The following is an 11888-nucleotide window of genomic DNA, read 5'->3' as shown; positions in this document are numbered from 1 at the left end:
CTATGCAAAATCGCCCATTGACTATCGGATTGGTCGCCGGAGAAACCTCCGGTGATATTCTTGGCGCCGGTTTGATCCGTGCGCTTAAGGCGCAAGTCCCCGACGCGCGTTTTGTTGGCGTCGCCGGCCCGCTGATGCAGGCTGAAGGCTGTGAAACCTGGTACGAAATGGAAGAGCTGGCGGTAATGGGCGTGGTCGAGGTGCTTGAGCGCCTGCCACGCCTGTTAAAGATCCGTAAGGATCTTACCCGCCGGTTCAGCGATCTGAAGCCGGACGTGTTTGTGGGTATCGACGCGCCGGACTTCAATATCACCCTGGAAGGTCGTCTGAAACAACGCGGCATTCGCACCATTCATTATGTCAGCCCGTCCGTCTGGGCCTGGCGTCAAAAGCGCGTTTTCAAAATTGGCAAAGCCACCGATCTGGTGCTGGCGTTTCTCCCTTTCGAAAAAGCGTTTTACGATCGTTTTAACGTTCCCTGCCGGTTTATCGGCCACACCATGGCTGATGCCATGCCGCTGCAGGCGGACAAATTGGCTGCGCGCGCTACGTTGGGCATCGCACCCGATGCGCGTTGTCTGGCCCTGTTGCCGGGCAGCCGAAGCGCAGAAGTTGAGATGCTGAGCGCCGATTTCCTGAAAACGGCGCAGTTGCTACGTACCCGTTATCCCGACCTTGAACTGGTGGTGCCGCTGGTTAACGCCAAACGACGCGAACAGTTCGAGCGGATCAAAGCTGAAGTGGCGCCAGAGCTGCGGGTCCATCTGCTGAACGGCCAAGGGCGTGAGGCGATGGTTGCCAGCGACGCGGCATTACTGGCTTCAGGTACCGCCGCACTGGAGTGCATGCTGGCCAAATGTCCGATGGTGGTGGGTTACCGCATGAAACCGTTCACCTTCTGGCTGGCGCAGCGGCTTGTGAAGACGCCGTATGTTTCGCTGCCTAACCTGTTGGCAGGCCGTGAAATCGTCACCGAACTGCTGCAGCATGACTGCGTGCCGGACAAGCTGGCGGCGGCGGTAATGCCGCTGCTGGAAGACGGCCCGCAAACTGACGAACTGAAACAGACTTTCCTGACCTTGCACCAAAGCATCCGTTGCGGTGCCGATGAACAGGCCGCTCAGGCTGTGTTGGAGCTGGCAAAAGCATGATTGAACCCTTCATCTATCCTGTCGCCACGCTAATTGCAGGCGTGGACGAAGTGGGCCGTGGCCCTTTGGTTGGCGCAGTGGTTACCGCTGCGGTGATCCTCGATCCCGCACGGCCGATCGTTGGCCTGGCGGACTCGAAGAAGCTCAGTGAGAAGCGCCGCCTGGCGCTGTATGACGAGATCGTCGAGAAAGCGCTGTCCTGGAGTCTGGGCCGCGCTGAGCCAGAAGAAATCGACCAACTGAACATTCTGCATGCCACTATGCTGGCGATGCAGCGTGCTGTGGCCGGTTTGCATATCGCGCCGGACATGGTATTGATCGACGGTAATCGCTGCCCTAAATTGCCGATGCGTTCGCAGGCGGTCGTGAAGGGCGACAGTCGCGTGGCGGAAATCAGCGCGGCATCCATTCTGGCTAAGGTAACGCGTGACCGCGAAATGGCCGAGTTGGATCTTGTGTTCCCCGATTACGGTTTTGCGCAGCATAAGGGCTACCCGACCGCCTTCCATCTGGAGCGGCTGGCCGCTCTGGGTGCGACCGAGCATCACCGCCGCAGTTTTGCCCCGGTAAGAAGGGCACTGGGGCTGTAATCTGCAGGCCTGGTTATCCGGGCCAGACAAGCGATAGCGTTAACCCGGGTTCAGTCCGCTGAGCCCCTAGATTCAGGTATCTGGATATGGCCGAACCTCGTTTTATTCACCTGCGCGTTCATAGCGACTACTCCATGATAGATGGATTGGCCAAGATTGGGCCGTTGGTGAAGAGAGCCGCCGCGTTAGCCATGCCTGCTTTGGCAATTACCGACTTTACCAACCTGTGTGGTCTGGTGAAGTTTTATGGCAGCGCGCACGGCGCCGGGATCAAACCGATCATCGGCGCGGATTTTCATGTGCAAAGCGAAGTGCTGGGCGATGAGCTGGCGCAGCTCACCGTGCTGGCCGCCAATAATGAAGGTTACCAAAACCTGACGTTGCTGATTTCCCGCGCTTATCAGCGTGGTTACGGTGCCGCCGGTCCGACTATTGATCGGGACTGGTTGATTGAGCACCGTGAAGGGCTGATCTTGCTCTCTGGCGCGCGCCAGGGGGACGTCGGCAAGTTTCTGCTGCGCGGCAACCAGCCGCAGGTGGAGCAGTGCCTGGAGTTCTATCAGCAATACTTCCCTGACAGCTATTACCTCGAACTGATCCGTACCGGTCGGCCGGACGAAGAAAACTATCTGCACGCCGCAGTGGCGCTGGCCACTGAACGCGGATTGCCGGTGGTGGCCACTAACGACGTGCGCTTTCTGGTCGAGGATGACTTTGACGCCCACGAAATCCGCGTCGCCATTCATGACGGCTTCACGCTGGACGATCCCAAGCGCCCACGTAACTATACGGCGCAGCAATACATGCGTAACGAAGACGAGATGTGCGAGCTGTTTGCCGACATCCCGGAAGCGTTGCTCAACAGCGTAGAGATCGCCAAGCGTTGTAACGTGACTATTCGCCTCGGCGAGTACTTCCTGCCGCAGTTCCCGACCGGTGATATGAGCACCGAGGACTTCCTGATCCTCAAGTCGAAGGAAGGGCTGGAAGACCGACTGGAGTTCCTGTTCCCAGACCCAGAGGTGCGCGCTCAACGCCGCCCTGAATACGATGAACGTCTGGATATTGAACTGAACGTGATCAACCAGATGGGCTTCCCGGGCTACTTCCTGATCGTGATGGAGTTCATCCAGTGGTCGAAGGATAACAATGTGCCGGTTGGCCCGGGGCGTGGTTCCGGTGCCGGTTCTTTAGTAGCCTATGCACTGAAAATCACCGATCTTGACCCGCTGGAATTTGACCTGCTGTTTGAACGCTTCCTTAACCCGGAACGTGTTTCGATGCCCGACTTCGACGTCGATTTCTGCATGGAAAAACGCGATCTGGTGATTGAGCACGTGGCGGATATGTACGGCCGTGAGGCGGTATCGCAAATCATCACCTTCGGTACCATGGCGGCGAAAGCGGTTATCCGCGACGTGGGTCGCGTGCTGGGCCACCCCTATGGCTTCGTCGACCGCATCTCCAAACTGGTGCCGCCCGATCCGGGCATGACGCTGGAAAAAGCCTTTGCTGCCGAACCCCAACTGCCGGAAATTTACGAGGCCGATGAGGAAGTCAAAGCGCTGATCGACATGGCGCGCAAGCTGGAAGGGGTCACACGTAACGCCGGTAAGCACGCCGGGGGCGTGGTGATCGCGCCGACTAAAATCACCGACTTCGCGCCGTTGTATTGTGACGCCGAGGGGCAGCATCCTGTTACCCAGTTCGACAAGAACGACGTGGAATACGCCGGGCTGGTGAAGTTCGACTTCCTCGGCTTGCGTACCCTGACCATCATCGACTGGGCGTTGGAGATGATTAACGCCCGGCGCGCCAAAACCGGGCTGGAGCCGATTGATATCGCCGCCATCCCGCTCGAAGACAAAAAAAGCTTCGACATGCTGCAGCGTTCGGAGACCACCGCGGTCTTCCAGCTTGAATCGCGCGGCATGAAGGATTTGATCAAACGTCTGAAGCCCGACTGTTTCGAAGACATGATCGCATTGGTGGCGCTGTTCCGCCCTGGTCCTCTGCAGTCAGGCATGGTAGATAACTTTATCGACCGCAAGCACGGCCGCGAAGAAATTTCCTACCCGGATATCCAGTGGCAGCATGAGTCGCTCAAGCCGGTGCTGGAGCCGACCTACGGCATTATCCTGTATCAAGAACAGGTTATGCAGATTGCCCAGGTGCTGGCCGGGTATTCGCTGGGCGGCGCGGACATGCTGCGCCGTGCGATGGGCAAAAAGAACCCGGTTGAAATGGCCAAGCAGCGTGGCGGTTTCGAGGATGGGGCAAAAGCACGCGGCATCGACGGCGAACTGTCGGTAAAAATCTTCGATCTGGTGGAGAAATTCGCCGGTTATGGCTTCAACAAGTCGCACTCCGCCGCCTATGCTCTGGTGTCCTACCAGACGCTGTGGCTGAAGGCACACTACCCGGCCGAGTTTATGGCGGCGGTGATGACCGCCGATATGGACAACACCGATAAGGTGGTGGGGCTGGTGGATGAGTGCTGGCGTATGGGGCTGAAAATCCTGCCGCCGGACATCAACAGCGGCCAGTACCATTTCCACGTTAACGATGAAGGCGAGATCGTTTACGGTATCGGTGCCATCAAAGGCGTCGGGGAAGGGCCGATTGAAGCCATTCTGGAGGCGCGTAACAGCGGTGAACAGGGCTACTTTAAAGACCTGTTCGATTTGTGCGCGCGCTCTGACATCAAAAAAATCAACCGCCGCATTCTGGAAAAGCTGATCATGTCCGGGGCGTTCGACCGCCTTGGGCCACACCGCGCCGCATTGATGAACTCTTTGCCCGATGCGTTAAAAGCGGCAGATCAGCATGCCAAAGCCGAAGCGATCGGCCAGGTGGACATGTTTGGCGTACTGGCGGAAGCGCCGGAGCAAGTGGAGCAATCCTACGCCAACGTGCCCCGCTGGCAGGAGCAGGTGGTGCTGGACGGTGAACGGGAAACGTTGGGGTTGTACCTCACCGGCCACCCAATCACCCAGTACCTGAAGGAGATCGAACGCTACGCCGGTGGCCAGCGTTTGAAAGATATGCACCCGACGGATCGGGGCAAAATGACCACCGCCGTTGGGCTGGTGATCGCCTCGCGGGTTATGGTCACCAAGCGCGGTAACCGCATCGGGATCTGTACTCTGGATGACCGCTCTGGCCGTCTGGAGGTGATGTTATTCACCGATGCGTTAGAAAAATACCAGCATTTATTGGAAAAAGACCGTATCCTGATCGCCAGTGGACAGGTCAGCTTTGATGACTTTAGCGGCGGGCTTAAAATGACCGCCCGCGAGCTAATGGATATCAGTGAAGCCCGTGAAAAATACGCTCGCGGACTTGCTATCTCGCTGACGGACAGGCAAATTGATGACCAGCTTTTGAACCGTCTCCGTCAGTCTTTGGAACCCCATCGCTCGGGGACGATTCCAGTGCATCTTTACTATCAACGGGAAGATGCGCGGGCCAAGCTGCGTTTTGGCGCAACCTGGCGCGTGACGCCCACCGACCGCTTATTGATAGATTTGCGGACTTTGGTAGGTAATGAGCAGGTGGAACTGGAATTTGACTAAAATAGGAATGCTATGAGTCTGAATTTTCTTGATTTTGAACAGCCGATTGCAGAGCTGGAAGCGAAAATTGACTCGCTGACTGCAGTCAGCCGTCAAGACGAAAAATTAGATATTAATCTGGACGAAGAGGTTCAGCGCCTTCGTGAAAAGAGCGTTGAGCTGACGCGCAAGATTTTTTCCGATCTTGGGGCCTGGCAAGTTGCCCAATTGGCACGCCACCCGCGCCGTCCTTATACCCTGGATTATATCAAACACATCTTTACCGACTTCGAAGAGCTGGCGGGTGATCGCACCTATGCCGATGACAAAGCGATTGTCGGTGGCATTGCGCGCCTGGATGGCCGTCCGGTGATGATCATCGGGCATCAGAAAGGCCGCGAGACCAAAGAGAAAATCCGCCGTAACTTCGGCATGCCGGCACCAGAAGGCTATCGCAAAGCGCTGCGCCTGATGGAAATGGCCTCTCGCTTCAAGATGCCGCTGATCACTTTCATCGACACCCCAGGCGCCTACCCGGGCGTGGGCGCGGAAGAGCGTGGCCAGTCAGAAGCGATTGCCCATAACCTGCGTGAAATGTCTCGCCTGAAAATTCCGGTGATCTGTACGGTGATCGGCGAAGGCGGTTCCGGTGGCGCATTGGCCATTGGCGTGGGCGACAAAGTGAACATGCTGCAGTACAGCACCTATTCGGTGATCTCACCGGAGGGTTGTGCTTCCATTCTGTGGAAAAGCGCCGACAAAGCGCCGATTGCCGCAGAAGCCATGGGCATTACCGCACCGCGCCTGAAAGAGCTGAAGCTGATCGACTCGGTGATCCCGGAACCGCTGGGCTCTGCTCACCGCGACGTGCCGGCGATGGCGGAAGCGCTGAAAGCGCAGCTGCTGGCCGATCTGAAAGATCTCGACGGCCTGAACACCGAAGAGCTGCTTAACCGCCGCTACCAGCGCCTGATGAACTACGGCTATTGCTGAGTGCTGTCACGCGTTGCAAGAAACCGCCTTCGGGCGGTTTTTTTTTGTCTACACACCGCAGTATTTTCATGTTGTTATAGAGGTTTGGTGGTTAACTGACAGGAGCAGCCGATGAACATCATCGCGATCATGAGCCCAGCGGGCGTTTACTATAAAGACGAGCCGATCCGCGAGCTTCACACCGCACTGGCTGCGATGAACTTCCAACTGGTGTATCCCAAAAACAGCGGCGATTTGTTGAAGCTGATCGAAGCTAACGCACGCATTTGCGGCGTGATTTTCGACTGGGACGACTACAGCCTGGAGTTGTGCAGCGAGATCAACGAGCTCAACGAGTATCTGCCGCTGTATGCGTTTATCAACACGCATTCCACCTTCGACGTTAGCCTGCATGAAATGCGTATGGTGCTGTATTTCTTCGAGTACGGCCTTAATGCGGCAGATGATATTGCGCAGCGCATCCAGCAATATACCGCCGAATACATCGATACTATTACGCCGCCGCTGACCAAGGCACTGTTTAACTACGTGCATGAAGGGAAATACACCTTCTGTACCCCCGGCCATATGGCCGGTACCGCCTTTCAGAAGAGCCCGGTCGGTTGCCTGTTTTACGATTTTTTCGGTGCCAATACTCTGAAAGCCGACGTGTCGATTTCGGTCACCGAGCTGGGCTCGCTGCTGGATCACACTGGCCCTCACCTGGAGGCCGAAGAGTATATTGCGCGCACCTTTAACGCCGAGCAAAGTTATCTGGTGACCAACGGCACCTCTACCGCCAATAAAATTGTCGGCATGTATTCGGCACCGACCGGCAGCACGGTATTGATCGACCGCAACTGCCATAAGTCCCTGTGCCATCTGCTGATGATGAGCGATATCGTGCCGATTTATTTGCGCCCGCTGCGCAATGCCTACGGGATTCTTGGCGGGATCCCACAGCGTGAATTCACCCATGACAGCATTGCCGCTCGGGTGGCTGACACGGCCAACGCCAGTTGGCCAGTCCATGCGGTGATCACTAACTCGACCTACGATGGCCTGTTGTACAACACCGACTACATCAAGCAGACGCTGGACGTCCCATCAATTCATTTTGATTCCGCCTGGGTGCCCTATACCAATTTCCATCCGATTTATGACGGCAAGAGCGGCATGAGCGGTGAACGTATACCCGGTAAAGTGATCTACGAAACTCAGTCGACTCACAAACTGCTGGCGGCGTTTTCGCAGGCCTCGATGATCCACATTAAGGGTGACTATGACGAAAGTACCTTTAACGAGGCCTATATGATGCACACCACCACTTCGCCGAATTACGGCATCGTGGCGTCGATGGAGACCGCGGCGGCGATGCTGCGTGGCAATCCGGGGCGCAGGTTGATTAACCGCTCGGTGGAGCGTGCGCTGCATTTCCGTCGCGAGGTGCAGCGTTTGCGGGAAGAAAGCGATAGCTGGTTCTTCGATATCTGGCAGCCGGAAGAGATTGACGAGGCGCAGTGCTGGCCGCTAAACCCGGACGACAACTGGCACGGCTTTGGCAATACCGACCGCGATCACATGTATCTCGATCCTATCAAGGTCACCATCCTGACGCCGGGGATGAATGAGCTTGGCGCGCTGGAAGAGAGCGGCATACCGGCAGCGCTGGTAGCGAAATACCTGGACGAACGCGGTATCGTGGTGGAGAAAACCGGCCCTTATAATCTACTGTTCCTGTTCAGTATCGGCATTGATAAAACCAAGGCGATGAGCCTGCTGCGTGGCCTGACCGACTTTAAACGCGCTTACGATCTCAATCTGCGAGTGAAGAACATGCTGCCGGACCTGTATGCCGAGGATCCGGATTTCTACCGTAATATGCGTATTCAGGATCTGGCCGCCGGGATCCATAGCTTGATCTGTCGGCACGATCTGCCGGGTTTGATGCAGCGGGCTTTTGATGTGTTGCCAGAAATGAAGCTGACGCCACACCAAATGTTCCAGCAGCAGGTGCGTGGCAACGTGGAAACCTGCGAGTTGGATCAACTGGTCGGCAAAGTCGCGGCGAACATGATCCTGCCTTATCCGCCAGGGGTTCCGCTGGTGATGCCGGGGGAGATGATCACCGAAGAGAGCCGAGCAGTGCTCGATTTCTTGCTGATGTTGTGTTCTATCGGCGAGCGCTATCCGGGGTTTGAAACCGATATCCACGGCGCGAAGCTGACCGAAGATGGGCGTTATCTGGTGAAAGTACTCAAAGCACCGCAGCCTTAAGCAAACTCACGGCAGATCAGGTTCACGCTGCTGGTCGGCAGCGGTTCCTGCGTCAGGCCGCAAAATGGCTGCCCGTCATGCCGCTGGTGATAGCGGCATTGATGACATTCGCCGAACAGTGCCACATTATCATCCTGTTTTTGCAACTGACGCAGCAACTGCGTCAGTAATTCCAGCAACTGTCCGCCGTCCTGCTGCATGGCATCCTGCGCCTGCTGTAAATAGGCCGGCGGGAATAGGGCATCCATCAACGAGCGCGATTTGTCGGTCAGCTTTAACCTGACGCTGCGACGGTCCTTCTCGTCTGCCGTACGGGCGATCATCCCGTTACTTTCCAACTTTTTCAACGATTGCGACACCGTACCCTTGGTCAGGCCGAGATATTCCGCCACCGCCATCGGCGTATTGGAGTAATGGTTGCAGCGTGCCAGGTAATACAAGGCGCTCAGCTGCACTGGCGGCAGGCTTTCCAGCTCTTCATGACTCCGCAGCCAGCTGCGTTGCAGGCTATTCAGTCGTTCCAGTAAATCAAACAGTGTCAACATGGGATCCTCGCTAGTGTGGCAAAATAGTATCGATTAAAAACTATATTGACAAGGCATGGTGGAGGATTTATTGTGCTATTGGTTTCGAATCGAAACTAAATGGGTGCGCAGTTCACCCACAACAGTCAGAACCAAGGAGAATTATCATGACTAAGGCCGTTTTCTATCATGCCGGTTGCCCGGTTTGCGTGAGCGCAGAGCAGCAGTTGTTGGGCCTGTTGAGCCAGGATGTGCAGGTGGACGTGGTTCATCTGGGCGAAACGCCGGCGCGTATCGCCGAAGCCGAAAAAACCGGGGTGCAGAGCGTCCCTGCATTGGTGGTGGATGGGCAGGTGCTGCACATTAACTACGGTGCGGCATTGGCGGATCTTAAAGCCTGATCGACCTATTGCATTGCCGATAGCTCAATAACAGCCCCGTCTTATCCAGCGGGGCTTTTTGCCGTTGACGATACCGCCGCTGCCGGATACCTTGCCTCATCAGACAGACAATGAGGCATCACAATGTTGGCATTACGTCAGGTACACCACATCGCAGTTATAGGCTCAGATTATGCAGCCAGTAAGCATTTTTACTGCGATATTCTGGGGTTCACCCTATTAGGCGAGTTTTACCGTGCGGAGCGCGATTCATGGAAAGCGGATTTGGCGCTCAACGGTCAATACACCATCGAACTGTTTTCCTTCCCGTCACCGCCGGCCCGCGTCAGTCGTCCGGAAGCCTGCGGCTTGCGTCATTTGGCGTTCAGCGTCGACGACATCGAGCAGGCCATCCAGCATTTGCAGAATGCTGGGGTGGTTTGCGAACCGGTGCGTATCGATCCTTACACCCAGTCACGTTTCACTTTTTTCAGCGATCCAGATGGGTTACCTCTAGAATTATATGAGCTATGAATGCTTAATCGGGACCAGGCGGCGCAGGCGGCACCCGCATATGCTATCATCCCGCGCTTGCCGCACGCCCCTTTTGAGTTATGTTCACTATGCAAGAGCCTGTTTTTCGCGTTGGAGAATGGTTAGTTACTCCCGCAGACAACAAAATAAGCCGTGACGGGCGCCAACAGACGTTGGAGCCTCGCCTGATCGATATGCTGCAATATTTCGCCCGGCATCCGGATGTGGTGCTGAGCCGAGATGAGCTGATCGATAATGTATGGAAACGCAACATCGTCACCAATCATGTGGTGACCCAGAGTATTTCCGAGCTGCGCAAATACCTGAAAGACGGCGATACCAATAGCCCGGAATACATTATCACCGTACCCAAACGCGGCTATAAGCTGGCTGCACCGGTCATGTGGTGTGAAGGGGACGATGTGGCAACGCCTGCGGTGCCGCAGGTTGCGGTGATCATGCATGAGCCGGAAGATGGCAGCGACGGCAGCGAAGAAGACGAGGTAGCCTATGAGCCGCCCAAACCAACCAAGACAAAAACGCCGTCGGTCACCTCAACCACCCCTTTTTATCGCCAATCAACATTCTGGGTATGGCTGGCATTTCTTGCTGCGTTGAGCGCCTGTGTGGTGTTTGTTGCCATCGCGACCTTGTCGCAGCGCATACCGGAATCCACCATGCCGGTGCTGATGAACCCCCGTGATATCGACATCCGTATTCAGGGCGGTAACAGTTGCAGCAACTGGACGCCGCAGCTCTCTTATGTAGTTGGCCTGAGTGAAGTGGTGACGGACTCGCTGAATACTTACTCGACCTTCCTGGTGCACGATCAGACTAACTACAACTACACCGGACCCAGCAGTTCAGGTAAGTCTCTGACCATTGAGTTCGTCAATCAGCGCCATTATCGCGCTCAGCAGTGTTTCCTGTCGGTGCGTCTGGTGAACAACGCGGACAGTTCTATCATGTTGGATAAGCGTTACTTTGTGACCGATGACAACCAGCTAAAAATTCAGGAAGATTTCCTCAGCAGTCTGTCTACTGCTCTTAAGCAGCCCTGGCCGCCGCAGTTGCAGCAGCGCCTGACCCAGCTTTTACCGAATTCCGGCCCGGCCTTGCAACAGTATTATCAGGCGCACCAGCTCTTGATTCAGGGGGATAACGACTCACTGACCCATGCGAGTAATATGCTGGCGGATATGATAAAAATCACGCCGAATTTTATTTATCTCTCTGCAGAAAAAGCGCTGGCCGATTTATTGCGTAACTCTTATCAACCCTTTGACGGCGTACAATTGGCGCAATTGCAGGCAGAAATCACCCGTCTGAATACGCTGCCGGCGTTAAAAGAGAGCCCGATTATTCAGCAAATCCATACAATACAGGCGCTGGGGCAGGGGAATACCGATGAGGCCCACCAGGCAATCAATATAGGCATCGAATTGCAGATGTCCTGGATGAATTATGTTTTGCTGGGTAAGGTTTATGAAATGCAAGGCAATAATCACCTGGCGGCAGATTCCTATATCACCGCCTTTAATCTTCGTCCTGGAGAAAATACGCTGCATTGGATAAGTAATGCCGTTTTTCACACCTCAATTAACGCCGTCGTTCCCTATCTCAATAACTATACTCAAAGCGAATAACCTTCGATAACACCGCTGACTCAATATCTTGAGTGGCGGTGTTATTTATTGTGCCGATTTTGTTAAATTAAATAAATACATAGGTTGGTGATTTATTCTCTGTTGTTCACGTTTGTAGATGAAAAATAACACATCTATCTTACTGTTTTTTAGTGATATTTATCTTTTCTTGATGCCGTGTTTAGCTCTTTATTTGTTAATGGAAAACCTCAAGTTATCATTTGTATGATCATGACCGTAATATCACTTTATCTTTAGGA

At 55.0% G+C, this 11888-nt stretch carries 9 protein-coding genes; 8 read left to right on the top strand and 1 reads right to left on the bottom strand.

Annotated elements, in window-relative coordinates:
• Positions 1–2 precede the first annotated feature (2 nt).
• From lpxB to AC1RKG_RS18430, 5 genes are all read left to right on the top strand, one after another.
• A complete protein-coding gene (gene lpxB / locus AC1RKG_RS18450) occupies positions 3–1151 on the top strand; it encodes a lipid-A-disaccharide synthase (protein WP_044553119.1) in 1149 nt (382 codons plus the stop codon).
• On the top strand, positions 1148–1741 hold the full coding sequence (gene rnhB, locus AC1RKG_RS18445) for a ribonuclease HII (RefSeq protein ID WP_020828353.1): 594 nt from the start codon (positions 1148–1150) through the stop codon (positions 1739–1741). Before lpxB ends, rnhB begins: the two co-directional genes overlap by 4 nt.
• Before the next feature lie 86 nt (positions 1742–1827).
• Positions 1828–5316 (top strand): DNA polymerase III subunit alpha, encoded by a 3489-nt coding sequence (dnaE, locus tag AC1RKG_RS18440; protein ID WP_020828352.1) that lies wholly within the window; start codon positions 1828–1830, stop codon positions 5314–5316.
• A 12-nt stretch (positions 5317–5328) separates the two neighbouring features.
• Complete coding sequence (accA, locus tag AC1RKG_RS18435) at positions 5329–6288, top strand: acetyl-CoA carboxylase carboxyl transferase subunit alpha (protein WP_020828351.1); 960 nt, start codon at positions 5329–5331, stop codon at positions 6286–6288.
• Between the two features lie 111 nt (positions 6289–6399).
• On the top strand, positions 6400–8544 hold the full coding sequence (locus AC1RKG_RS18430; protein WP_122080072.1) for a lysine decarboxylase LdcC: 2145 nt from the start codon (positions 6400–6402) through the stop codon (positions 8542–8544).
• Here AC1RKG_RS18430 and AC1RKG_RS18425 read toward each other — a convergent pair.
• Positions 8541–9086 carry a MarR family winged helix-turn-helix transcriptional regulator gene (locus AC1RKG_RS18425; protein ID WP_116691874.1) on the bottom strand — a complete coding sequence of 182 codons (546 nt, stop codon included), beginning with the start codon at positions 9084–9086 and terminating at the stop codon, positions 8541–8543. The two genes, AC1RKG_RS18430 and AC1RKG_RS18425, sit on opposite strands and share 4 nt — an antisense overlap.
• A gap of 149 nt (positions 9087–9235) precedes the next feature.
• On the opposite strand from AC1RKG_RS18425, the gene AC1RKG_RS18420 reads away from it, so the two are divergent.
• From AC1RKG_RS18420 to cadC, 3 genes are all read left to right on the top strand, one after another.
• Positions 9236–9469 carry a glutaredoxin family protein gene (locus AC1RKG_RS18420; RefSeq protein WP_493183562.1) on the top strand — a complete coding sequence of 78 codons (234 nt, stop codon included), beginning with the start codon at positions 9236–9238 and terminating at the stop codon, positions 9467–9469.
• Positions 9470–9592: 123 nt separating this feature from the next.
• On the top strand, positions 9593–9982 hold the full coding sequence (locus AC1RKG_RS18415; RefSeq protein ID WP_020828347.1) for a VOC family protein: 390 nt from the start codon (positions 9593–9595) through the stop codon (positions 9980–9982).
• A gap of 89 nt (positions 9983–10071) precedes the next feature.
• Complete coding sequence (cadC, locus tag AC1RKG_RS18410) at positions 10072–11628, top strand: lysine decarboxylation/transport transcriptional activator CadC (RefSeq protein ID WP_130016978.1); 1557 nt, start codon at positions 10072–10074, stop codon at positions 11626–11628.
• Positions 11629–11888: the final 260 nt, after the last annotated feature.

Source organism: Serratia sp. GW822-FHT06D09 (assembly GCF_058799515.1).
The sequence above is the reverse complement of the archived record's forward strand: the minus strand, read 5'-3'. Positions and strand labels throughout refer to the sequence as shown.

Excerpts from the sequence above, each read along its gene's own strand:
- AC1RKG_RS18415 (WP_020828347.1), top strand. The coding sequence starts at position 9,593 with ATGTTGGCATTACGTCAGGTACACCACATCGCAGTTATAGGCTCAGAT.
- lpxB (WP_044553119.1), top strand. The coding sequence starts at position 3 with ATGCAAAATCGCCCATTGACTATCGGATTGGTCGCCGGAGAAACCTCC.
- accA (WP_020828351.1), top strand. The coding sequence starts at position 5,329 with ATGAGTCTGAATTTTCTTGATTTTGAACAGCCGATTGCAGAGCTGGAA.
- AC1RKG_RS18420 (WP_493183562.1), top strand. The coding sequence starts at position 9,236 with ATGACTAAGGCCGTTTTCTATCATGCCGGTTGCCCGGTTTGCGTGAGC.
- dnaE (WP_020828352.1), top strand. The coding sequence starts at position 1,828 with ATGGCCGAACCTCGTTTTATTCACCTGCGCGTTCATAGCGACTACTCC.
- cadC (WP_130016978.1), top strand. The coding sequence starts at position 10,072 with ATGCAAGAGCCTGTTTTTCGCGTTGGAGAATGGTTAGTTACTCCCGCA.
- AC1RKG_RS18430 (WP_122080072.1), top strand. The coding sequence starts at position 6,400 with ATGAACATCATCGCGATCATGAGCCCAGCGGGCGTTTACTATAAAGAC.
- rnhB (WP_020828353.1), top strand. The coding sequence starts at position 1,148 with ATGATTGAACCCTTCATCTATCCTGTCGCCACGCTAATTGCAGGCGTG.